At 70.5% G+C, this 21,332-nt stretch carries 21 protein-coding genes; 16 read left to right on the forward strand and 5 right to left on the reverse strand.

From position 1 onward, the window contains the following. Position 1 precedes the first annotated feature (1 nt). Entirely contained in the window at positions 2–1,063 is a 1,062-nt protein-coding gene (gene coxB, locus CFB49_RS32325) for a cytochrome c oxidase subunit II (RefSeq protein WP_089437774.1), read from the reverse strand. 272 nt (positions 1,064–1,335) lie between these two features. Between coxB and CFB49_RS32330 the strand changes: the two genes are divergently transcribed. Beyond that, positions 1,336–2,319 carry an SDR family oxidoreductase gene (locus CFB49_RS32330; RefSeq protein ID WP_089493731.1) on the forward strand — a complete coding sequence of 328 codons (984 nt, stop codon included), beginning with the start codon at positions 1,336–1,338 and terminating at the stop codon, positions 2,317–2,319. A gap of 5 nt (positions 2,320–2,324) precedes the next feature. Continuing rightward, positions 2,325–4,103 (forward strand): glycoside hydrolase family 15 protein, encoded by a 1,779-nt coding sequence (locus CFB49_RS32335; protein ID WP_089493732.1) that lies wholly within the window; start codon positions 2,325–2,327, stop codon positions 4,101–4,103. 31 nt (positions 4,104–4,134) lie between these two features. On the opposite strand, the gene CFB49_RS32340 is transcribed toward CFB49_RS32335, so the two are convergent. After that, complete coding sequence (locus CFB49_RS32340) at positions 4,135–5,970, reverse strand: thiamine pyrophosphate-requiring protein (RefSeq protein WP_089493407.1); 1,836 nt, start codon at positions 5,968–5,970, stop codon at positions 4,135–4,137. A gap of 131 nt (positions 5,971–6,101) precedes the next feature. On the opposite strand from CFB49_RS32340, the gene CFB49_RS32345 reads away from it, so the two are divergent. The 9 genes from CFB49_RS32345 (at position 6,102) to CFB49_RS32385 (ending at position 13,651) form a co-directional block, all read left to right on the forward strand. Then, positions 6,102–7,202 carry an enolase C-terminal domain-like protein gene (locus CFB49_RS32345; protein ID WP_089493408.1) on the forward strand — a complete coding sequence of 367 codons (1,101 nt, stop codon included), beginning with the start codon at positions 6,102–6,104 and terminating at the stop codon, positions 7,200–7,202. A 19-nt stretch (positions 7,203–7,221) separates the two neighbouring features. Then, entirely contained in the window at positions 7,222–8,073 is an 852-nt protein-coding gene (locus tag CFB49_RS32350; protein ID WP_089493409.1) for a hypothetical protein, read from the forward strand. Continuing rightward, a complete protein-coding gene (locus tag CFB49_RS32355; RefSeq protein ID WP_089493410.1) occupies positions 8,070–8,735 on the forward strand; it encodes a gluconate 2-dehydrogenase subunit 3 family protein in 666 nt (221 codons plus the stop codon). Before CFB49_RS32350 ends, CFB49_RS32355 begins: the two co-directional genes overlap by 4 nt. Beyond that, positions 8,722–10,392 (forward strand): GMC family oxidoreductase, encoded by a 1,671-nt coding sequence (locus CFB49_RS32360; RefSeq protein WP_089493411.1) that lies wholly within the window; start codon positions 8,722–8,724, stop codon positions 10,390–10,392. The genes CFB49_RS32355 and CFB49_RS32360 overlap by 14 nt, the downstream gene beginning before the upstream one ends. Positions 10,393–10,486: 94 nt before the next feature. Then, complete coding sequence (gene copM / locus CFB49_RS32365; protein ID WP_069617014.1) at positions 10,487–10,870, forward strand: CopM family metallochaperone; 384 nt, start codon at positions 10,487–10,489, stop codon at positions 10,868–10,870. Between the two features lie 127 nt (positions 10,871–10,997). Next, on the forward strand, positions 10,998–11,738 hold the full coding sequence (locus CFB49_RS32370) for an FRG domain-containing protein (protein WP_069616942.1): 741 nt from the start codon (positions 10,998–11,000) through the stop codon (positions 11,736–11,738). Positions 11,739–11,893: 155 nt separating this feature from the next. Further along, a complete protein-coding gene (locus CFB49_RS32375) occupies positions 11,894–12,400 on the forward strand; it encodes a low affinity iron permease family protein (protein ID WP_069616941.1) in 507 nt (168 codons plus the stop codon). A gap of 170 nt (positions 12,401–12,570) precedes the next feature. Continuing rightward, the gene (locus CFB49_RS32380) at positions 12,571–13,050 is read left to right on the forward strand and encodes a BON domain-containing protein (protein ID WP_069616940.1); all 480 of its coding nucleotides are present in this window, start codon (positions 12,571–12,573) and stop codon (positions 13,048–13,050) included. 118 nt (positions 13,051–13,168) lie between these two features. Further along, on the forward strand, positions 13,169–13,651 hold the full coding sequence (locus CFB49_RS32385; protein ID WP_089493412.1) for a hypothetical protein: 483 nt from the start codon (positions 13,169–13,171) through the stop codon (positions 13,649–13,651). Here CFB49_RS32385 and CFB49_RS32390 read toward each other — a convergent pair. Continuing rightward, a complete protein-coding gene (locus CFB49_RS32390; RefSeq protein ID WP_089493413.1) occupies positions 13,626–14,099 on the reverse strand; it encodes an NUDIX hydrolase in 474 nt (157 codons plus the stop codon). The genes CFB49_RS32385 and CFB49_RS32390 overlap by 26 nt on opposite strands. Before the next feature lie 203 nt (positions 14,100–14,302). Continuing rightward, positions 14,303–14,503 (reverse strand): hypothetical protein, encoded by a 201-nt coding sequence (locus tag CFB49_RS32395; RefSeq protein ID WP_069616938.1) that lies wholly within the window; start codon positions 14,501–14,503, stop codon positions 14,303–14,305. 159 nt (positions 14,504–14,662) lie between these two features. On the opposite strand from CFB49_RS32395, the gene CFB49_RS32400 reads away from it, so the two are divergent. From CFB49_RS32400 to CFB49_RS32410, 3 genes are all read left to right on the forward strand, one after another. After that, entirely contained in the window at positions 14,663–16,063 is a 1,401-nt protein-coding gene (locus CFB49_RS32400) for an HlyD family secretion protein (RefSeq protein WP_089493733.1), read from the forward strand. Positions 16,064–16,148: 85 nt separating this feature from the next. Continuing rightward, positions 16,149–17,741 carry a DHA2 family efflux MFS transporter permease subunit gene (locus CFB49_RS32405; protein WP_089493414.1) on the forward strand — a complete coding sequence of 531 codons (1,593 nt, stop codon included), beginning with the start codon at positions 16,149–16,151 and terminating at the stop codon, positions 17,739–17,741. Between the two features lies 1 nt (position 17,742). Beyond that, positions 17,743–19,398 carry an efflux transporter outer membrane subunit gene (locus CFB49_RS32410; protein WP_089493415.1) on the forward strand — a complete coding sequence of 552 codons (1,656 nt, stop codon included), beginning with the start codon at positions 17,743–17,745 and terminating at the stop codon, positions 19,396–19,398. A 43-nt stretch (positions 19,399–19,441) separates the two neighbouring features. Here the strand turns inward: CFB49_RS32410 and CFB49_RS32415 are convergent, their stop codons facing one another. Beyond that, positions 19,442–20,152, reverse strand: a complete 711-nt coding sequence (locus tag CFB49_RS32415) for a response regulator (RefSeq protein ID WP_089493416.1) — start codon at positions 20,150–20,152, stop codon at positions 19,442–19,444. 590 nt (positions 20,153–20,742) lie between these two features. Between CFB49_RS32415 and CFB49_RS32420 the strand changes: the two genes are divergently transcribed. Next, positions 20,743–21,102 carry a hypothetical protein gene (locus tag CFB49_RS32420; RefSeq protein WP_089493417.1) on the forward strand — a complete coding sequence of 120 codons (360 nt, stop codon included), beginning with the start codon at positions 20,743–20,745 and terminating at the stop codon, positions 21,100–21,102. Continuing rightward, positions 21,099–21,320 (forward strand): hypothetical protein, encoded by a 222-nt coding sequence (locus tag CFB49_RS32425; RefSeq protein WP_069616933.1) that lies wholly within the window; start codon positions 21,099–21,101, stop codon positions 21,318–21,320. The genes CFB49_RS32420 and CFB49_RS32425 overlap by 4 nt, the downstream gene beginning before the upstream one ends. The last annotated feature ends 12 nt before the right edge of the window (positions 21,321–21,332 follow it).

Below are 21,332 nucleotides of genomic sequence, written 5' to 3' on the forward strand. Positions count from 1 at the left end.
TTCAGTGCAGCGTCGCGAGATACGCGGCGAGATCGTCGGCATCGCGCGGCGCGAGCGCGATCGACGGCATCAGCGATTGCGGTTTGATTTGCTGCGCAAGCGCGATCCAGCGGCGCAGGTTGTCGGGCGTGTTGTCGAGCGTGCCGGCCGCGAGCAGCCGGCGCGTGCCGACGTGCGTGAGATCGGGGCCGGCATCGCCCGTCGCGTCGGTGCCGCGCACCGCGTGGCAGCCCGCGCAGCGCGCGGCGAACACGCGCTGGCCGCGGCGCTCGGCGCCGGCGCCCGCCGCGGGTGCTGGGGCCGGTTGCCGCTGCGCGGCGAGCCACGCACGAAACGCGTCGGGCGGCTCGGCGACGACTTCGAACGCCATGTGCGCATGCTGCGCGCCGCAGTATTGCGAGCACTGGCCGCGGTAGATGCCGGGCCGGTCGGCCTGCAGCCATTGGCGGTTCGTCTGGCCGGGAATCGTCTGCGTCTTGCCGGCGAGTTGCGGCACCCAGAACGCATGGATCACGTCGGCGCTCTTCAGCTCGATCGCGACCGGCTCGCCCACCGGAATATGGATCTCGTTCGCCGTGACGAAGCCCGGGCCGCCTGCCTCGTCCGGATAACGAACGGCCCACCACCAGTCTTGCGCGGTCACGGTGATCGTCAGCGCGGGCGGACGCGGCGGCGCCGCGATCGCGCCCAGCACGCGCAGCATGTACACGAGCGCGCCGAACAGCAGCAGGATCGAGATCGCGGTGCCGACGGTCACGATCGTCAGCCCGCTGCCGTAGCCGCCGCCCGCGTGCGCGCGACGGCGAAACAGCGCGATCAGCAGCAGCACCGCGATCGCGACGCAGACGAACGTGCACAGCGCGAGCAACGCCCACCCGAGCACGAAGACCGGCTGCGCGGCGGGGCCCGCCGCGTGGATCACGTACGCGAGCGGTAGCGGCGCGGCCGGATTGCCGGGGACGGCACGCTCGGTGGCCGCGCGCGCGACCATCGGCCCGACCGCCCAAGCGAACGGCGCGATGCATGCGATACGACACGTTTTCCTGGACGACGGGACGAGCAACGCGACTCCTTGCCGCGTTCGGCGGCGACGACAACCGTTCGCGGCCGAGCAAGTTTCGTGCGCGCCGGGCTCGCTGCTGGGCAGCCTGGAGGGGGCGAAACTGCGCGCGCAACGGCCGTTGCGTTACAGCCGGCTTGTAAATTGGGCGGCCGTTCACGACCATTGCCGGAGCGATGCGGCCCGCGTGGACGACGGCATACCGTTTGCTGCGCCGATCGTGTTCCGGCACGCCGAGGCGTGCCGCCCTCATCGCAAAACGGGAGGAACCGACCGTGAAGACCGTCGCGATCACCGGTGCGAGCGCCGGCGTCGGCCGCGCGAGCGCCCACGCGTTTGCGCGGCTCGGCGCGAACGTCGCGCTGCTCGCTCGCGATCCGCGCGCGCTGGACGACACCGCAAGCGAGGTGCGCGCGTATGGCGTCCGGGCGCTGCCGATCGCCGTCGACGTCAGCGACGCGGCCGCGCTCGACGCGGCGGCCGAGCGGATCGAACACGAACTCGGGCCGCTCGACGTGTGGGTCAACAACGCGATGGTCACCGTGTTCGCGCCGTTCGACGAAATCTCGCCGGAAGACTATGCGCGCGTAACGGCCGTCACCTACCTCGGTTACGTGTACGGCACGCGGGCCGCGCTCGCGCGAATGGTTCCGCGCAACCGCGGCACGATCGTGCAGGTCGGCTCGGCGCTCGCGTACCGGTCGATTCCGCTACAGACGCCGTACTGCGGCGCGAAACACGCGATCCGCGGCTTCACCGACGCGCTGCGCTGCGAGCTGCTGCATGCGCGCAGCCGCGTGCGCGTGACGATGGTGCAACTGCCCGCGATCGACACGCCGCAGTTCGACTGGGCCGAATCGGTGCTGCCGCACGCACCGCGTCCGGTCGCGCCGGTCTATGCGCCGGAAGTGGCGGCCGATGCGATCGTGCACGCCGTCCGGCATCCGTGCCGCGAGCGCTGGGTCGGTTGGTCGTCGCTCGCGGCGATCGTCGCGAACGGCCTCGCGCCCGGCTGCTTCGATCGCTATCTCGCGCGCACCGCCGTGCGCGGCCAGCAGCGCGCGGCGCCGGCTGGCCCGCGCGTGTCGAATCTGTGGGCCCCCGTGCCGGGCCGGCACGCGACGCGCGGCGCGTTCACCGACGAAGCGCGCCGCGCGGGTGCCGAGGCCGGGCTCGGCGCGTCGCGCGTGCTCGCTTTCGGCGCGGCCGTCGCGCTGCTCGCCGGCGCGTTTGCCGCCGTGCGCAAACGGAGCCGGTGAACGCGATGCGGATCGAGGATTACGCGCTCGTCGGCGACGGCCGCAGCGCGGCGCTCGTCGCGCGGGACGGCAGCATCGACTGGCTGTGCTGGCCGGATTTCGATTCGCCGCCGTGTTTCGCCGCGCTCGTCGGTACGCCGGACAACGGCCGGTTCCGGATTGCGCCGCGCGAGCAGGATGCCCGCACGACACGCCGCTATCTGCCGCGCACCGCGATCCTCGAAACGACGTTCGAAACGTCGTCGGGCTGCATCTCGATCACCGACTGGATGAGCTGGAACGCGCGCGATCCGTGCCTGATCCGCAGCGTGAGCGGCGAGCGCGGGACGGTCGATGTCGATGTCGATCTCGGCGTGCGCTTCGATTACGGCAACGCGCTGCCGTGGTGCCGGCCTTTCGGCCGCCGCTGGCGGATGATGACGGGCGGCGATGCGATGTGGCTCGACACCGATGCGCGGCTCGACGTGCAGAGCGACCGGCTGGTCGGCACACGACGGATCGCGGCGGGCGAGCGGGTGGATTTCTGCATCAGTTATGCGCGCTCGTTCGACCCGGCGCCGGCCGTGCCCGATGCATACGCATCGTTGCACGACACGCAGGTGTTCTGGCGCGGCTGGTCGGATTGCAACGCCGCCGAAGGCCCGTATCGCGACGCGATCGAGCGCGCATTGATCACGGTGAAGCTGCTGTCGAGCGTGCGCACCGGCGGCATCGTCGCGGCGCCGACCAGTTCGTTGCCCGAGCGCTTCGGTGGCGCGCGCAACTGGGACTACCGGTTCTGCTGGCTGCGCGATGCGAGTTTCACGTTGCGCGCGCTGGTGCGCTGCGGCTATCACGACGAAGCCGCGCGCTGGCGCGACTGGCTCGTACGTGCGATCGCCGATCATCCGTCGCAACTGCAGGTGCTGTATGCAGCCGACGGCGGCCGGCGCGCGGCCGAGTGGGAGGCCGTGCATCTGGCCGGCTACGAAGGTGCGCGGCCGGTGCGCTTCGGCAACGCCGCAGCCGATCAGTTGCAACTCGACGTGTACGGCGAGGTGCTCGGCGCGCTGTACCACGCGCGCCGGCATGGGCTGCCGCCCGACGACGACGCGTGGGTGCTGGAGCGGCGCCTGCTCGAACATCTGGCGACGATCTGGCGCGAGCCGGACGAAGGCATCTGGGAAGTGCGCAGCGGACGGCATCCGTTCACGTCGTCGAAGGTAATGGTGTGGGCCGCGGTCGAAAGCGCGTACCGCTCCGCGCGCGCCTTCGGCCACCACGCGCCGCTCGACGTGTGGCGGCGCTGGGCCGACGCGGTGCGTGCGGAGGTGCTCGAGCGCGGCTATCACGCCACACTCGGCCGCTTCGTCGACCGCTTCGACGGCGACGGCATCGACGTCAGCCTGTTGCTGATTCCGTTGACGGGGATGCTCGATGCGTCCGACCCGCGCGTCGCCGCGACGGTCGCCGCGATCGAGCGCGAGCTGATGGACGACGGCTTGCCATTCCGCTATCGGCCGCCGCGTTTCGAGGACGGCTGCGAAGGCGACGAAGGCGCGTTTGTCGCGGCTGGCTTCTGGCTCGTGCAGGTGTACCGGATGCAAGGGCGCGACGACGACGCGCACGCGCTGTTCGAGCGGCTGCTCGGCCTGCGCAACGACGTCGGGCTGCTGGCCGAGGAATATGACGTGAAGGCGCGGCGGATGTGCGGAAATTTTCCGTTCACGCTCGCGCAGGTCGGGCTCGTGAACGCGGCGCTGGCGCTGCAGGGCGACGGGCGCGACGACGTCGACATCGGCTAGGGTGTCGCGCCGTCCCGCACGCGCCGCTTGCTTACGATTCGCCTTTCCCTCCCTTGCCGCGCTTGTCGTCGTGTTCGCCATTGCCCGGCAGCACGGCCGACAACACCTGCCGCGCGGTCTCGACGATCACGTTGCCCTCGCGCGGATCGCCTTTCACCAGCGTTTCGGCGAAATGCTTCGCCTGCTGCAGCGTCACGTGCGGCGGTAGCGGCGGCACCTCGGGGTCGCTCTTCACCTCGAGCACGACCGGCCGGTCGGACGCGAGCGCTTCGTCCCACGCGGCGCCGAGCTGTTCCGGATCGTCGACGTAGATGCCCTTGAGACCGAGCAGCGTCGCGAAGCGGTAGTACGGCACGTTCGGGATCTGCTGCGATGCGTCGAACTTCGGGTCGCCTTCCATCACGCGCTGCTCCCACGTGACCTGGTTCAGGTCCTCGTTGTTCAGCACCATGCAGATCCAGCGCGGGTCGGGCCACTGGCGCCAGTATTTCGCGACGGTGATCAGCTCGGCCATGTTGTTCATCTGCATCGCGCCGTCGCCGACCATCGCGATCACCGGGCGCACCGGATGCGCGAACTTCGCGGCGATCGCGTAGGGGACCGCGGCGCCCATCGACGCGAGCCCGCCGGACAGCGAGCCCATCATCCCGCGCCGCATCATCAGGTCGCGCGCATACCAGTTCGCGCAGGAGCCCGAATCGCTCGTCAGGATCACGTCGTCGGGCAGGCGCGGCGACAGTTCGGTAAACGCGCGCTGCGGGTTCACGCCGCGCCCCGCGCTGGCCTTCGCGGCCGCGCGCGCCGCGAGCGTGTCGTGCCAGTCGTGGTTCCATTTCGCGATCCGGTCGCGCCATGCGGTGTCGCGACGCTCGTTCAGGAGCGGCAGCAGCGCGCGCAGCGTCTCGGCGCTGTCGCCGACCAGATTGACTTCCATCGGGTAGCGCAGGCTCAGCATGTCGGCCTTCAGGTCGATCTGCACGCCGCGCGCCTGGCCTTCCTTCGGCAGGAATTCCGAATACGGAAAACCGGAGCCGACGACCAGCAGCGTGTCGCATTCGGTCATCAGCTCGTAGCTCGGCTTGGTGCCGAGCAGCCCGATCGAGCCGGTGACCCACGGCAGATCGTCCGGCAGCGCGGCCTTGCCGAGCAGCGCTTTCGCGGCGCCCGCGCCGAGCCGGTCGGCCACCGCGATGACCTCGTCGGTCGCCTTCAGCGCGCCGGCGCCGACCAGCAGCGCGACTTTCGACCCCGCGTTGAGCACGTCGGCCGCGCGTCGCAGGTCGTCCGCATACGGCACCACTTTCGGCGCGGTATAGCCGACCCCCGAATGCACGGTGCCGTGCGCGCGTTTCGGCGGCGCGTAGTCGAGTTCCTGCAGATCGTTCGGCAGCACGAGCGCGGTGACCGTGCGCGCACCCAGTGCGGTGCGCACCGCGCGGTCGACCAGATGGCGCACCTGGCCCGGCACCGTTGCAAGCTGAACGAATGCGCCTGCAACGTCCTTGAAAAGCGCCGGAAGATCCACTTCCTGCTGGTAGTGGCCGCCGAGCGCCGCGCGCGCCTGCTGGCCGACGATCGCGAGCACCGGCATGTGGTCGAGCCGCGCGTCGTAGAGGCCCGTCACGAGGTGCGCGGCGCCGGGGCCCGACGTCGCGACGCACACACCCAGCTCGCCTGTAAATTTTGCATGCGCGGATGCCATGAAGGCCGCCATCTCCTCGTGGCGCGCCTGGATGAATTCGATCTTGCCGTCCGCGCGGTTCAGCGCGCCGAAAAATCCGTTGATGCCGTCGCCGGGGTAGCCGTAGATGCGGCGCACGCCCCAGTCGTACAGCCGTTCGACGATGAAATCCGCCACTGTCGCCATGCCGTTTCTCCTTGGTTCGGGATGAGCCGATGCGAGGCGGCCGCGCAAGGCACGTGCCGCGCGGCGTGCGTCGGGCACAGCGGTTGCACGCGACGTCCGCAAGCAAAAAGCAAGCTGACCGGAGCGCAACGATGGCACTTTCCGCCGCCCCGGCGATCGACGACGTGCGCGCCCGCGCGTACCGCGTGCCGACCGACCGGCCCGAAGCCGACGGCACCTACGCGTGGACCGCGACGACGGTCGTCGTCGTCGAGATCGACGCGGGGCCCGTGACGGGGCTCGGCTATACGTACACGGACGCGAGTGCCGTGCCGCTCGTGACGTCGATGCTGGCCAGTGTGTTGCGCAAGCGGCCGGTGGTGGACATCCCGGCCGCGGTCGACGCGCTGTGGCGCGCGGTGCGCAACGTCGGCCGCGGCGGGATCGCGGCGACCGCGATTTCGGCGCTCGACGTCGCGCTGTGGGACGCGAAGGCGAAGCTCGCCGACGTGCCGCTCGCCGTGCTGCTGGGCCGTCTGCGCGAACGCGTGCCGGTGTACGGCAGCGGCGGCTTTACGACCTACGCTGCGCCGACCCTCGCCGCGCAACTCGACGGCTGGCGCGCCGAGCACGTGCGCGCGTGCAAGATCAAGATCGGTGTGGAAGATGCGCGCGATCCGTCGCGCGTGCGCGCGGCGCGGGACGCGCTCGGGCCGGGCGTCGACCTGTTCGTCGATGCGAACGGCGCGTATACGCCGCGTACCGCGCTCGCGTTCGCGCAGGCCGCCGCCGATTGCGACATTCGCTGGTTCGAGGAACCCGTCAGCAGCGACGACGTCACGGGGCTGCGATTCGTGCGCGAGCAGGTCGGCCCGGGGGTTGACGTCGCGGCCGGCGAGTACGCGTATACGCCCGACGATTTCCGCCGCTTGCTGGAATGTCGCGCGGTGGACGTGCTGCAGGCCGACGCGACACGCTGCGGCGGCGTCAGCGGTTTTCTCGCGGCCGCGGCGCTGGCCGATGCGTATCACGTCGACCTGTCCGCGCACTGCGCGCCCGCGCTGCACCGGCACGTCGGCTGCGCGGCGCCGCGCCTGCGCCACGTCGAATGGTTTCACGATCATGTCCGTGTCGAGCGGATGCTGTTCGACGGCGCGCCGACGCTCGTCGACGGCGCACTGGAAATCGATGCGACGCGCGCCGGGCTCGGCCTGGAATTGCGCGCCGCCGATCTGCGGGATTTCGCGCGCTGAATACCGACGAGGAGAAACGATGCGACACCCCCGACATCGCGCCACCGAGCGTGACCGGTTGCTGGCCGACGCCGCACGGTTGTTGAACCGCAGCGCGCTGCTGCTGGCGGGCTCGGTGCTCGCCGACAGCGGCGTCGAGCACTATCGCGGCGCCTTTCACAATCGCGCGATGCTCGCGCCGCTCGCGATGTCGACGCTGTCGGTGATCGCGAGCGTGCACGGCCATGCGGACGACACGCCCGCGCGCCACCGGCTGCGCGACGCGGTGCACGTCGCGTCGGCCGCGGTGGGCGTCGCCGGCTCTGCGTTCCACCTGTACAACGTGACGAAGCGGCCGGGCGGTTTCAGTTGGCACAACCTGTTCTACGGCGCACCGCTCGGCGCACCGTTCGCGCTTGTGCTGTCCGGCTTGCTGGGCGCGGCGGGCGAGCGGCTGCGCGAGAGCCCGGCCGGCGCGCCGCGGCTCGCTGGACTGCCGGCCGGGCGCGCGCTGGCCGGGTTGGTCACGGCGGGCCTCGTCGGCACGCTCGGCGAAGTGGCGCTGCTGCATTTTCGCGGCGCGTTCCAGCATCGCGCGATGTTCGCGCCGGTCGTGGTGCCGCCGGTGGCCGCGCTGGCGACCGCGCAACTGGCGCTGTCGCGTCCGCGCGCCGAGCGGCGCTTCTGCCGCGGGTGGCTGCGCGCGACGGCCGGGCTCGGGTTCGTCGGCGTCGCGTTCCATGCGCGCGGCATCGCGCGGCAGATGGGCGGCTGGCGCAACTGGTCGCAGAACCTGCTATCGGGCCCGCCGCTGCCGGCGCCGCCGAGCTTCACCGCGCTCGCGATCGCGGGGCTCGCCGCGACCGCGCTCGCCGAACGGGAGGCGTCATGAGCGATGCACGCCGCAAGCCGGTTGCGTTGCCGCGCTATCCGGGCTACGACGTGCTCGCCAAGCGCGACTCGCCGTCGTGGAACGATGCGACGCGGCGTGCGATCGATGCACGTCTGCGCATCGCGGCCAATGCGCCGCGCTATCTGGATTCCGAACGATTTGCGACGCTCGCGGCGTTGTGCGCGCGCATCGTGCCGCAGCAACCGGGCGGCGCGGGCGCGATCCCGACCGCCGCGTTGGTCGACGCGCGGCTCGCGGCCGACGACGGCGACGGCTATCGCGATGCAGGCCTGCCGCCGCTGCGCGCCGCCTGGCAGACGGGCCTCGCCGCACTCGACGCGATGGCGCGGCACGCGCATGGCTGCCCGTTCGCGGCGCTTGGCCCGCGCGACGCCGATGCGTTGCTGCACGCGGTCCAGAAAGGCGACGTCGATCCGCAGGCGGCGCCGGCCTGGGCCGGCATGGACCCGCACACGTTCTTCATGAAGCGCGTGCTGATGGATATCTGCGGCGCGTATTACGGGCATCCGTTCGCATGGAACGAAATCGGCTTCGGCGGCCCCGCGAGCCCGCGCGGCTACGTGCGAATGGACTTCAACCGCCGCGACCCATGGGAAGCGGAAATGCGCACGGAGGAGGGCGATCGCGATGGCCGCCGATGAACCGTTGTCCGCTCCGACACCGCGCGGCCGGGACGGTCGTGCACCCGATCCGTTGCGGGTCGGCGGGTGGTCGCCGATGCGGATGTTCCGCGACGACGACGCGGTCGACTTCGTGATCGTCGGCACCGGCGCCGGCGGCGGCACGCTCGCGTGCAAGCTCGCCGAATACGGTTTCTCGGTCGTCGCGCTGGATGCGGGCGCCTGGTGGCGGCCGCTGGAGGAATTCGCGTCGGACGAGACGCATCAGCACAAGCTGTTCTGGACCGACGAGCGAATCTGCGACGGCGCCGATCCGCTGACACTCGGCACCAACAACAGCGGCCGGGCGATCGGCGGCAGCACCGTGCATTTCGCGATGGTGTCGCTGCGCTTCCGGCCCGAGTGGTTTCGCTCGCGTAGCGCGCTCGGCTACGGCGTCGACTGGCCGCTCGACTGGCGCGAGATGTGGCGCTACTACCGCGAGGTCGAACAGGCATTGAAGATCAGCGGGCCGGTGAACTACCCGTGGGGCCCGCCGCGGCCGCGCTATCCGTATCGCGCCCACGAACTGAATGCGGCCGCGCTCGTGCTCGCGCGCGGCGCCGAGGCGATGGGCATCGACTGGACGCCGACGCCGCTCGCGACGCTGTCCGCGCCGCGCGGCCGCGCGCATCCGTGCGTGTATCGCGGCTTCTGCATCGCCGGCTGCGCGACCAACGCGAAACAGAGCGCGCTCGTCACGTGGATACCGCGGGCGGTCGCGGCCGGCGCCGAAGTGCGCGATCTCGCGATGGCGCTGCGGATCGACGCCGAAGGCGACCGCGTGACCGGCGTGCACTACCGGCGCGACGGCCGCACCCGGTTCCAGCGCGCACGCAACGTCGTCGTCGCCGGTTATGCGATCGAGACGCCGCGCCTGTTGCTGCTGTCCGCGAACGGGCGGCATCCGCAGGGACTCGCGAATAGTTCGGGCCTCGTCGGCCGCTACCTGATGGCGCAGCTCAACCAGGCGTCGTGGGGGACGATGGACGACGAAGTGCGCTGGTACAAGGGGCCGCCGTCGCTGTCGATTACCGAGCACTGGAACTACGCGGACGAAGGCAAGGATTTCTTCGGCGGCTATTGCTGGATGAGCCAGGGGCCGCTGCCGATCGAATGGGCGCGCAAGGTCGCCGCGCGCGGGCTGTGGGGCGATGCGCTGAAGCGCGAGATGGCGCGCTACAACTTCCAGGCCGGCCTGAAGATCGTCGGCGAGACGCTGCCGCGCGCGAACAACCGCGTGACGCTCGCCGACGAGCGCGACGCGTTCGGGCTGCCGGTCGCGCGCGTCACCTATTCGTACGACGACAACGACCGCCGGACGATCCGCCATGCGCTCGCGCAGATGGGGCGTTCGCTGGAAGCGGCCGGCGCGCGTGACATCTGGCACGAGGAAGACGACACGTGCCATCTCGCCGGCACCGTGCGGATGGGCGACGACCCGGCGACGAGCGTCGTCGACGCCGACTGCCGAAGCTGGGACATCCCGAACCTGTGGGTGTGCGACGGCTCGGTGTTTCCGACGGTCGGCGGCGTGAATCCGTCGCTGACGATCCAGGCGATCGCGTGCCGCACCGCCGACCGCATCCGGACGCTGGTCGCACGCGGCGACGCGTATGCGCGTGCGCGATGGCGGTGAATCGCGCGGCGCGGCCGCGCCGGCGGCCGATACGACGCGTGCGAGCGACGATGCCGCACGCGATCCATTCACCTTCTTGTCGAGGAATCGTCTCATGCCTGCATTCAACCGTTCATTCATACGCCGCTGTGCGGCCTGCGCGCTGCTGGCCGCGTGCGCGTCGGCGCTGTCGGCGGCGGCACAGTTGCGCCCGCCGAACCCCGCCAGCGTGCCCGACACGTCCACGCAGGCGTTCAAGCGCGCCGATCGAAAGATGATGGAAGCGATGGAGAGCGCGCCGTACACCGGCGACGCCGACCGCGATTTCGTCGCGCACATGGCGCCGCATCACCAGGGCGCGATCGACATGGCGCAGGTCGAACTCAAATACGGCAAGGACCCGACGCTGCGGCAGCTCGCAAGCCGGATCGTCGCCGCGCAGCGCGACGAGATCGCGTTGATGGAGCGCTGGCAGAAGGAGCGCGGCAAGGCGCCGTGAACCGCGATGCGATACGTCGATACGCAGCCGGCTGGTCCGGCGGTTTGGCATCCGGCAAGCGGCGCTCCCGGACCCGCGCCGACGCGATGGCCGCGAGCCCGGGCAGCCGCGGCAGGAGGCACGATGCATGGACGATAAGCGTGTGGCCGAAGATCGCTCGATCGACAGCGTGGCCGACTACATGGCCGTGATCGGCGCGCAGCGGCAGACGATGGCGCTGCGGCTTTTTCGCGGCCAGTGCAACGCGGGCTGGCCGCTCGTGCCGGGTATCGCGCGGCAGCGCGCGTCGCCCGACGTCGAAGCGCGGATGCTCGACGAATTCACGCGGCGCGCGCTGCCGCATCTCGAACCCGGGCAGAACCTCGATGCGTGCGACTGGCTCGCGCTCGCGCAGCAGCACGGGATGCGCACGCGTCTGCTCGACTGGTCCGGCAACGCGCTGGCCGCGCTGTGGTTCGCGGTCAGGCGCGCGAGCGAATCGGGCGGTGACGGCGTGGTGTGGTGCCTGTCGCACGACGCCGACGACATCGCGACCGCCGCCGAACGGCGCGCGCCGCTGCAGGTCACGCGCACGAAGGTGTTCCGGCCGCGCCACGTGATGCCGAGGATCACCGCGCAGGATGGCTGGTTCACGATCCACTGCTACGACGCCGGCGCCGAGCGCTTCGTGCCGCTCGACGAGCATGCGGACCTCGCCGGTCGCCTCATTCGGATCGTCGTGCCGGGCGCGCGGTTCGCGACGATCCGGCAGGAGCTCGCGGGCGTCGGCGTGAGCATCGCGACGATCTTTCCGGATCTCGACGGCATCGCGCAACTGACCGACACGCGCTATTTCCCGGACGACGAGGACACGCACGCGCCCCGGTAAGGTGCGCACGGGCGTTCGGGCCGGGCACGCGTGATGCTTGTGTCGACGGCGCGCACGGGACCGACCCCCAAGCCGCCGGCTTGCGACCGACTCGTGGCGGGCGCTGCGGCGGTTCATGCGTGTATTCAGACAGACCATCGAATCCGGAGGCATTCATGCGCGAACCCAACGAACCACCGAGCGATCGTCGCGACACGACGTGCGAGCCCGGCGCCGGTTCCCGGCCGGCCGGACACGCCGTCACCCGCGCGTTCGAACGTTTTGCATCGGGTGTGACGACCTGGGCAGGCTCGCCGGTGGCATTCGGCAGCGCGGTCGCCATCACCGTGCTGTGGCTCGCGAGCGGGCCCGTGTTTCATTACTCCGACGCGTGGCAGCTCGTCATCAATACCGGCACCACGATCATCACGTTCCTGATGGTGTTCCTGCTGCAGCGCAACCAGAATCGCGACAGCGTGGCGTTGCACCTGAAGCTCGACGAACTGCTCGCGGTCACGCGCGCGGCGAGCGACCGGCTGATCGGGATCGAGGATGCGTCGGAAGAAGAGTTGCGCGCGTTGGCGCAGACCTACGTCGAAATGGCGCAGCGCGCGGCCGAGCGCGGCGACGACGAGCCGGGCGGGAAGCGCGCGGAAACGGCCGACACGCCGCCCGAATCGTGATCGCCTGAAGGGCCGATCGAGCGATGCGCCCGATGATTTTTCAAACGCTTGTCGTTTCCGGCGCCGCATCGCGGCGCGACCGCGTGTACGCGGCGCTCGCAGCGGGGAACGGCACGTGCTGCACGTCGAAACGAAGCCCGGTCGTCCCGGGTATTGCCTAGGGTGCCACCATGAACGCCAGAACGCCTTCGAATCCGTTGTTGAATCTCGCGGTGGCCGTCGCCTGCGGGGCGGCCGCGATGTACTTCCTCGATCCGTCGTCCGGCCGGCGTCGTCGCGCCTATCTGCGCGACAAGGCGGTCGCGGGCCGGCACGGCGTGGCCGACTATGCGAATACGCAGGTGAAGCGGGCGGCCGACCATGCGCGCGGCGCGATCGCCGGCCTGCGGGCCGACTGGCTCGCGGGCGATGCGGACGACGTGCAGGTCGCCGAGCGCGTGCGTGCGGCGCTCGGCCACCTGGTCGGCCGCCCGCGCGACATCGACGTGAGCGTCGAGCACGGTAACGTGTGCCTGACCGGACAGGTCGAGGAGGCCGAACGGCAGGCGCTGATCGACGGCGTCGCCGCGCTGCATGGCGTGCATCACGTCGAGGACGCGATGGGCGCGCGCAGCGAATACAAGGCGCCGCCGCACGGTCATTCGCACTGACGCAGCCGCGGCTGCCCGCCCCGGCGGGGGGCCGGCGAACGCATAGGACACGCATTCGGCGCACCGCGGCTGCCGGTACGACGGCCGCCTGGCGTGGCGCCTCAACCGGAGCAAGCCCATGACCGAACGCCCGCCCCCCGATACGATGCCGCCGCAGCCGGAGCCCGGCGCGCACGACGCGCTCGAACACCTGCTCGGCAGCCTGCATCGGCACGGCTTCCTGCGCTTCGCGAACGAGGTCGTCAGCGCGAACGCGCGGCTCGCCGACACGTTCGTCGCTGCGCTCGACAAGCCCGGCATGCAGAGCGGCATGCAGAATCTCGCGATGCTCGTGACGGCGCTGTCGCGCATTCCGCCGGAACAGTTCGGTCGCGCCGCATTCGCGGCGGCCGACGCGCTCCATCACGTGGGCGCGTGGCAGCCGGCGCAGCACGAGCATGTCGCGCCCGGCGTGCGCGGCGTCTATCGGCTGCTGCACGACGAGGCGCTGTGGGATGCGCTGACGCCGCTGCTCGAAGGGTTGAAGGTGTTCGCGCAAGGGCTCGCGCGCGATCCTCAGCCGCCGGTCGCCGGGCTCAACGAGACGACGAAGGACGCGTGAGCGCGTCAGGTTGCAAGCCGCTGGCGGTGCACAGGCCCGCGAACTGACGGATGATGCGCTGCGTCGGCGCGCTTGCCGGCCAGTGCGACACCGCGTCGATGCCGACCCAGCGGCACAGCGCGATTTCGCGGCCCGGGCACGCATGCGCGCCGCGCGGCAGGTTCGCGACGAACACGTGATGGCGCTTCACGCTGCCGTCCACGTAGAAGAAATATGCGAGTTCGAGATCGGCGAGCCCCGTTTCCTCCCGCAGTTCGCGATGCGCGGCGTCGAGCGCCGATTCGCCGCGCCGGATCACGCCGCCAGGCAGCGTCCAGCGCGACGATCGCCCGCGGGCAACCAGCAGCACGCGCCGGTTGCGCAGGCAAACGATCGTGGCGCGTTCCTTCGCCAGCGGCGCGAGCGGCACCGCGCGAACAGGGAAATCGGACGGGTCGGGTAGCGTCATGCAGGGCAGGCGGCCGGTGGTTGAAAGATCCATCCGCCTGTGCCGCAATGTGCGTTCCTGTGTCGTGCTCACGCAGGACGGCGTGTGAACGATTCGGGCGAACTCGTCGATCGCCGTCCGCGAATTTTCAACGGCTTGTCATTTCTGCCGCCGTTCCGTGCGGCCGCTTCAGCAGGGCGGACGGACAGCGCGACGCGCGGCGATCACGCGTCGCCGTGTTCGCCGGACGGCGCGCGACGCGGCGGCGTCCCGTTTTCCGTCCCGACCGGCTTGCCTTCGGCGGGGTCGTGCGCACTGCGCGGCGGCGGCGTGGTCGTGCCGCGGCGCTTGCCCTCGGGGCCGGGCGTGCTGTCGCCGCGATCCTCGTCGCGTGTGTCGGTGTCGAGTGAGGTCGAGCGTGTCATGGTTCGGGCGTCCTGTCGGGGCGGTGGATGCGTACGCATCGCGCATCGGGCGTGCCGCGGTCGAACGAAGCACGTGGCCGGGCCCGCTGTTTGCTTGACCGCGCGCTTGAGGCCGGCGCGGGCAATGACGCCCGCGCCGGCTGCCTGGAGCCCCGTTTCATGCCCGATGCGATCTTGTGCCCGTTATCCGTTCGTAAGCGATTCGGCGTCGTGTTCCGGCGCGCGTTGACGTCCGGTCGGTACGGCGCCGGCGCGCCGGACGCGCTTGCGCCGGCGATGGCCGGCGTCGTACCGTCGACGCCGCTGCGCGTGCCCTGGCCGGCGTTCGAGCGCCGGCCGCCCGCCGTCGCGCGGGCAGGCGACGGCCAGTCCGGCGCCGGCGGCTCGGGCGCCACGCCGCACGGCAACGGCGAGCGGCCGACCGACGCGCCGGGCGGCGGTGGCGGCGATCACCATCCGCACGACGATCGCGGCGGCCGCACCGGCGGCGACGGAGACGGAGACAACGGCGAAGGCGAACACAAGCGGCCGGGCAAGAAGCCGCTGATCATCCTCGGGGCGGTGGTGTTCGTGCTGCTCGTCGGCGGGCTCATATGGTGGTTCGCGACGCGCAACCAGGAGAGCACCGACGATGCATACACCGACGGCAACGCGGTCGCGGTCGCGCCGCACGTGTCCGGCTACGTGACGCGGCTGGCGGTCGACGACAACACGTTCGTGCGGCGCGGCGACGTGCTCGTCGAGATCGATCCACGCGACTACCGCGCACAGGTCGACGCGGCGCAGGCGCAGCTCGGCCTCGCGCAGGCGCAGCTCGACGCGGCGCGCGTGCAGCTCGATATCGCACGCGTGCAGTATCCGGCCCAGTACCGGCAGGCGCGCGCGCAGATCGAATCGGCGGAAGCCGCGTATCGACAGGCGCTCGCCGCGCAGGCGCGGCAGCGGGCGGTCGATGCGCGCGCAACCTCGCAGCAGGCGATCGACGCGGCCGACGCGCAGCGCGCGAGCGCCGACGCGAACGTCGCGATGGCCCAGGCGCAGGCGCGCACCGCGAGCCTCGTGCCGCAGCAGATCCGGCAGGCCGAGACGGCCGTCGAGGAACGCCGCCAGCAGGTGCTGCAGGCGCGCGCGCAGCTCGAGACGGCCAACCTGAACCTGTCGTATTGCGAGATGCGCGCGCCGTCCGACGGCTGGGTCACGCGGCGCAACGTGCAACTGGGCTCGTTCCTGCAAGCGGGCACGTCGATCTTCTCGATCGTCACGCCGCGCGTGTGGATCACCGCGAATTTCAAGGAGTCGCAGCTCGAGCGGATGCGCGTCGGCGACCGCGTCGACGTGTCGGTCGACGCGTATCCCGATCTCGATCTGCACGGCCACGTCGACAGCATCCAGCTCGGCAGCGGCTCGCGCTTCTCCGCATTCCCGACCGAGAACGCGACCGGCAATTTCGTGAAGATCGTGCAGCGCGTGCCGGTGAAGATCGTGCTCGACGGCCCGCTGCCGAACCGTCCGCCGCTCGGTCTCGGCCTGTCGGCCGTGCCGACCGTCCACCTGAAATGACCGGCCGCCGTGCCGCGGCCGGTTTCGACCGGAGCGATCCGATGCCCGATACCCGCATGCCGTTCTTGCATCGCGAGGCCCGCCGATGAACCGGCCGCCCGACCGCAGCGGCGCATCCGATGGCACGTGGCGTCCCGCCGCGAACCCGTGGCTCATCGCGATCGTCGTCACGCTCGCCGCGTTCATGGAAGTGCTCGACACGACGATCGTCAACGTCGCGCTGCCGCACATCGCCGGCACGATGTCGGCGAGCTACGACGAGGCGACCTGGACGCTCACGTCGTATCTCGTCGCGAACGGCATCGTGCTGCCGATCTCGGGGTTCCTCGGGCGCCTGCTCGGCCGCAAGCGCTACTTCCTGCTGTGCATCGCCGCGTTCACCGTGTGCTCGTTCCTGTGCGGCGTCGCGACCAACCTCGGCGAACTGATCGTGTTCCGCGTGCTGCAGGGGCTGTTCGGCGGCGGGCTGCAGCCGAACCAGCAGTCGATCATCCTCGATACGTTCCCGCCCGCGCAGCGCAACCGCGCGTTCTCGATCTCGGCGATCGCGATCGTCGTCGCGCCGGTGCTCGGGCCGACGCTCGGCGGCTGGATCACCGACCATTTCTCGTGGCGCTGGGTGTTCCTGCTCAACGTGCCGATCGGCGCGCTCACCGTGCTCGCGGTGATGCAGCTCGTCGAAGATCCGCCGTGGCGGCGCGGCGCCGAACGCGGGATTTCCATCGACTACATCGGCATCGGGCTGATCGCGATCGGGCTCGGCTGCCTGCAGGTGATGCTCGATCGCGGCGAGGATGAAGACTGGTTCGGCTCGAACTTCATCCGCGTCTTCGCCGTGCTGTCCGCGCTCGGGCTGATCGGCGCGACGCTGTGGCTGCTGCGCACGAAGAAGCCGGTGGTCGACCTGTCGTGCCTGCGCGACCGCAATTTCGCGCTCGGCTGCGTGACGATCGCGACGTTCGCGGCCGTGCTGTACGGCAGCGCGGTGATCGTGCCGCAGCTCGCGCAGCAGCGTCTCGGCTACACGGCGACGCTCGCGGGGCTCGTGCTGTCGCCCGGCGCGCTGCTGATCACGCTCGAGATTCCGCTCGTGAGCCGGTTGATGCCGCACGTGCAGACGCGCTATCTGGTCGGGTTCGGCTTCGTGCTGCTGTGCGGTTCGCTGATCTATTCGCGCACGCTGGTGCCGGACATCGACTACACGCACCTGATGATGATCCGGTGCGCGCAGTCGCTCGCGATCGGCTTCATGTTCGTGCCGATCACGACGCTCGCCTACCTGACCGTGCCGCGGCGGCTCAACGACGACGCGTCCGCGCTGTTCACGATGTTCCGCAACGTCGCGGGTTCGATCGGCATCTCGGTGTCGACCGCGCTGATCCGCGAGCGCACGCAGGCGCGCATGGCGCATCTGTCCACGCACATGTCGACGCTGTCGCAGAACTTCCAGGATGCGCTGCAGCAGAACGCGCGCGCGGTGGGCGCGCTGACGGGCGCGCCGCCGTCGTCCGCGCTGCAGACGGCCACCGGGCGGCTGTACGAGACGTTCATCGCGCAGGCGACGATCCTCGCGTATATCGACGTGTTCGCGATTCTCGCGGTGTTCTGCGCGTTCAGCATTCCGCTGACGTTCCTGTTTTCGCCGGCGAAGGCCGCGGGCGGCGCGGGAGGGCATTGACATGCGCATGCATCGGGACAATCGTAGCCGCCGCCTGATTCACCCCATCGTGTGCCGCACGGTGACGCTATTCGCGGGATGCGCCATCGTCGCGGGCTGCACCGTCGGCCCCGACTACAAGCCGCCGAAAGCGGACGTCCCGGACACCTGGCATGCGATGCGGGCGGACGGGCAGGCGGCGGCCCCCGCGTCCGGCGTGGCCGCACGGTCGTCGCCGACGGTCGATGCCGATCCGGATCCGCGCTGGTGGCGCGCGTTCGGCGATCCGCTGCTCGACCAGCTCGTCGAGCGCGCGGCGCACGACAACCTCGACGTGCAGGCCGCCGTGCTGCGCATCGCGCAGGCGCGCGCGCAGGTTCGCGCGGCCGCCGCACAGGGCTTGCCGGACGTGCGTGCGAATGCGAGCTACCAGCGCGAGCAGCTCGGCCTGAAAGGCATCGTCGAGGAGCAGGGCATCGACCAGCGCGTCGATCGTCTCGGCGCGCCGGGCTCGCCGCTCGACCGGTTCGGGCCGGGCACCGGCGCAAGCGTGCAGCAGGGCGCGCGCGGCGCGCTCGATGCGCTCGAATCGCCGGTCAACCTGTGGCAGGCCGGGTTCGACGCATCGTGGGAGCTGGATCTGTTCGGCCGCGTGCGCCGCTCGGTCGAAGCAGCCGGCGCGCAGACGAGCGCGGCGGTCGCGAGCCGCGACGATGCGCTGCTGTCGCTCGAGGCCGAAGTCGCGCAAACCTATCTGCAACTGCGCGGCGCGCAAGCACAGCGCGCGCTGGCCGACGATCTGCAACGCGCGCAGCGCGAACTGCTCGACCTGACGCGTGAGCAGGCCGCGCACGGTCTCGCGAGCGATCTCGACGTGCGCAGCGCCGACGCGCGGCTCGCACAGATCCGCGCGCAACTGCCGCAGTTCGACCAGCAGATCGTGCTGTTGCGCAACGGTCTCGCGTATCTGGTCGGCGGCGCGCCGGGCGCGCTCGACGACTGGCTTGCCGCGCCGCGCGCGTTGCCAGACGTGCCGCCGACCGTGCCGGTCGGCCTGCCGTCGACGCTCGCGCGCCGGCGCCCCGACATCCGCCGAGCGGAGGCCGAGCTGCATGCGGCCACCGCCGACGTCGGCGTCGCGGTCGCGCAGTTCTATCCGGACATTTCCCTGACGGGGCAGGTCGGCCTGCGCGCGTCGCACGTGCGCGAGCTCGCGCACTGGTCGCACCTGTTCTATGCGTTCGGGCCGGCCGTATCGCTGCCGATTTTTTCCGGCGGCGCGCTCGTGTCGAACCTGCGGCTGTCGCAGGCGCGCCAGGCCGAAGCGGCGCTTGCCTACCGGCAGGCCGTGCTCGTCGCGCTGCGCGACGTCGACAATGCGCTGGCCGTGTACCGCACCGACCAGGCTCGCGCGGCCGCGCTCGACGATGCGGTGCGGGCCGAACAGGGCGCGCTGGACCTCGCGCGCGATCGGTACCGGAAGGGGTTGTCGCCGTTCCTCGACGTGCTGGACGCCGAGCGGCAATGGTCGGAGGGCCGGCAGCAGGCCGAGCAGGGCGCGTTGCAGACGACCACCGATCTCGTCGCGCTGTACAAGGCGCTCGGCGGCGGATGGCAGGCGGGCCCGGGCACGGATACGGACGCGGGTACGCGTACGGATTCGGCCCGCGCGCGATAGCCGCGAGCGCGGGCCGGACCTCCCGGGTCGCGCTCGCGCGGCCTCAATCCCACGCGTGCTTGCTGAACTGATAGCCCTTCGAGCGGATGGTCTTGATCCGTTTCGGTTCGTTCGCGTCGTCGCGCAGCTTGCGGCGCAGCTTCGAGATGCGGCCGTCGATCGAACGATCGAGGCCGTCGAACGCGATGCCGCGCAGCAGCAGCGTCAGGTCTTCCCGGCTGACCACCTCGCCCGCGCGGCACGCGAGGGCCCACAGCAGGTCGAATTCAGTCGACGTCAGGCGCGGCATGCTGCCGTCCGGAAGATGCACGCGGCGGTCGGTCCGGTCGATCGAAAATTTGCCGAATACGTATCGCTGCGGAGAATCGGGCACGGGGTCACCCGTCGGCACGCGTGTGCGCCGCAACTGCGCCTTGATCCGCGCGAGCAGCAGGCGCGGCTCGACCGGCTTGCGGAGAAAGTCGTCCGCGCCGAGTTCCAGGCCGAGCAATTCGTCGAACGGCTCGTCGCGGCCGGTCACCATGATCACGATGCCGTCGTAGTGCATGCGCGCCTCGCGGCAGATCTCGAAGCCGTCCTTGCCCGGCAGGTTGACGTCGAGCAGCACGAGGTCGGGGCGGCTCGCGACGATCGCCGGCACCGCGCCGGCGCCGTCGAACAGCGTTTCCACCAGGTAATGATGCTTGCGCAGATAATCGGCGATCAGCGCGGACAGCGGGACGTCGTCTTCGACGAGCAGGATTCGGATGGGCATCGCTAAACGAAGGGGCAAAACGGGAAGGTGGCGAGCGGTCAGGCCCAGTCCGAACGCGTCGTAGCCGAAGCGACGTGGATGATACTGCGCAACATTCCAGCGGAATGTGGTGAATTCTGGATCGTTCGGTGAGCTTAGCTATGGGGGGATCGCCGCCGCCGGGCGGAACGCGCGGGGTGAGCGAGGCGGGGCCGCGCGTGCGGCCGAAACGGGTCGATGCGAGATCCGGCGCGGCGCTCGCGACGATGCGCGAGCAGGCATCCTTCAGACGAAAACGTTTGCGTCAGTCCGGCGTCCGCGCACCTCGTTCGTCCCGGCCGAACCCAGGCCAGGCAAGGTTAGTCGACATATCATTACAAAATATTACCGACGTCCGGGCATCCTGCTCCCTACAATTCCCGAACCTGACTGACGCGCGTCGCATACTGCGATTGCATCTGTTTCCCGCTCGCATCGACTGGCTGCTTCGATGGCACGTCGCGTCATGCTGCTCGCGTGCGGAACCGGATGCGCGTGGGTCGAATCGACGCCGCGCCGGCTCCGGACGGTGCCCGCAAGCGGACAGTACGAAACATTCACGGGGAAACGAAATGACGCCGTTGCAAGTCGTCCAGCGTCTCGATGCACTCACGCACGCGATCGAAGCCGCGGTGGCGCGTGCCGACTGGAACGAGGCCGTCCGGGCCGCCGAGATGCGTTCGGCGTTCATCGTTGCGCTTGCACCCAATCAACCGGCCGCGGTCGTGTCGGCGCTGATGAAGGTGCAGGAGATGGACGTTCGGATCTCCACGGTCGCGCGCGACACGCTGGAGGCGCTGATCGCGGAGGGCTGGAAAGCATTGCACGAAACCCGCTTGGCAACGAACGCACTGAGGGCGCAGCAGCGGTTGCCCGATGTCGGCGCCGCGGCCACGCGACACCAAGATTCGTTTCCTTCGGTGGTGGAATGAAATTCAAGAAACGCACCGGTCGCGTCGATGCAACGCGGTGGTTCGCCGACGGCGACCATGAACGGGTGGAGCGCCGTCACGGCGGGTGGGCGGTCGCGACGCCGGAAGGCTGGCGTTCGGTGAAGCCGGGCGACTGGATCCTGCGCGACGAATGCGGTAACTGCTGGCCGATGGACGACGGCCTCTTCGTGCATTGCTACGAACCGGCCGCCGACTGACTCGCCCGCCGG

The organism is Burkholderia sp. AU17457 (assembly GCF_002223255.1).
In the GTDB taxonomy this organism is placed as follows: Bacteria; Pseudomonadota; Gammaproteobacteria; order Burkholderiales; family Burkholderiaceae; genus Burkholderia; species Burkholderia sola.

Coding starts and splice junctions, on each gene's coding strand:
- CFB49_RS32395 (WP_069616938.1), bottom strand. CDS start 14,503: ATGACACGCTCGACCTCACTCGACACCGACACACGCGACGAGGATCGC.
- CFB49_RS32370 (WP_069616942.1), top strand. CDS start 10,998: ATGGACGATAAGCGTGTGGCCGAAGATCGCTCGATCGACAGCGTGGCC.
- CFB49_RS32360 (WP_089493411.1), top strand. CDS start 8,722: ATGGCCGCCGATGAACCGTTGTCCGCTCCGACACCGCGCGGCCGGGAC.
- CFB49_RS32385 (WP_089493412.1), top strand. CDS start 13,169: ATGACCGAACGCCCGCCCCCCGATACGATGCCGCCGCAGCCGGAGCCC.
- copM (WP_069617014.1), top strand. CDS start 10,487: ATGCCTGCATTCAACCGTTCATTCATACGCCGCTGTGCGGCCTGCGCG.
- CFB49_RS32410 (WP_089493415.1), top strand. CDS start 17,743: ATGCGCATGCATCGGGACAATCGTAGCCGCCGCCTGATTCACCCCATC.
- CFB49_RS32415 (WP_089493416.1), bottom strand. CDS start 20,152: ATGCCCATCCGAATCCTGCTCGTCGAAGACGACGTCCCGCTGTCCGCG.
- CFB49_RS32425 (WP_069616933.1), top strand. CDS start 21,099: ATGAAATTCAAGAAACGCACCGGTCGCGTCGATGCAACGCGGTGGTTC.
- CFB49_RS32350 (WP_089493409.1), top strand. CDS start 7,222: ATGCGACACCCCCGACATCGCGCCACCGAGCGTGACCGGTTGCTGGCC.
- CFB49_RS32345 (WP_089493408.1), top strand. CDS start 6,102: ATGGCACTTTCCGCCGCCCCGGCGATCGACGACGTGCGCGCCCGCGCG.
- CFB49_RS32420 (WP_089493417.1), top strand. CDS start 20,743: ATGACGCCGTTGCAAGTCGTCCAGCGTCTCGATGCACTCACGCACGCG.
- CFB49_RS32355 (WP_089493410.1), top strand. CDS start 8,070: ATGAGCGATGCACGCCGCAAGCCGGTTGCGTTGCCGCGCTATCCGGGC.
- CFB49_RS32380 (WP_069616940.1), top strand. CDS start 12,571: ATGAACGCCAGAACGCCTTCGAATCCGTTGTTGAATCTCGCGGTGGCC.
- CFB49_RS32335 (WP_089493732.1), top strand. CDS start 2,325: ATGCGGATCGAGGATTACGCGCTCGTCGGCGACGGCCGCAGCGCGGCG.
- CFB49_RS32390 (WP_089493413.1), bottom strand. CDS start 14,099: ATGACGCTACCCGACCCGTCCGATTTCCCTGTTCGCGCGGTGCCGCTC.
- CFB49_RS32375 (WP_069616941.1), top strand. CDS start 11,894: ATGCGCGAACCCAACGAACCACCGAGCGATCGTCGCGACACGACGTGC.
- CFB49_RS32405 (WP_089493414.1), top strand. CDS start 16,149: ATGAACCGGCCGCCCGACCGCAGCGGCGCATCCGATGGCACGTGGCGT.
- CFB49_RS32340 (WP_089493407.1), bottom strand. CDS start 5,970: ATGGCGACAGTGGCGGATTTCATCGTCGAACGGCTGTACGACTGGGGC.
- CFB49_RS32400 (WP_089493733.1), top strand. CDS start 14,663: ATGCCCGATGCGATCTTGTGCCCGTTATCCGTTCGTAAGCGATTCGGC.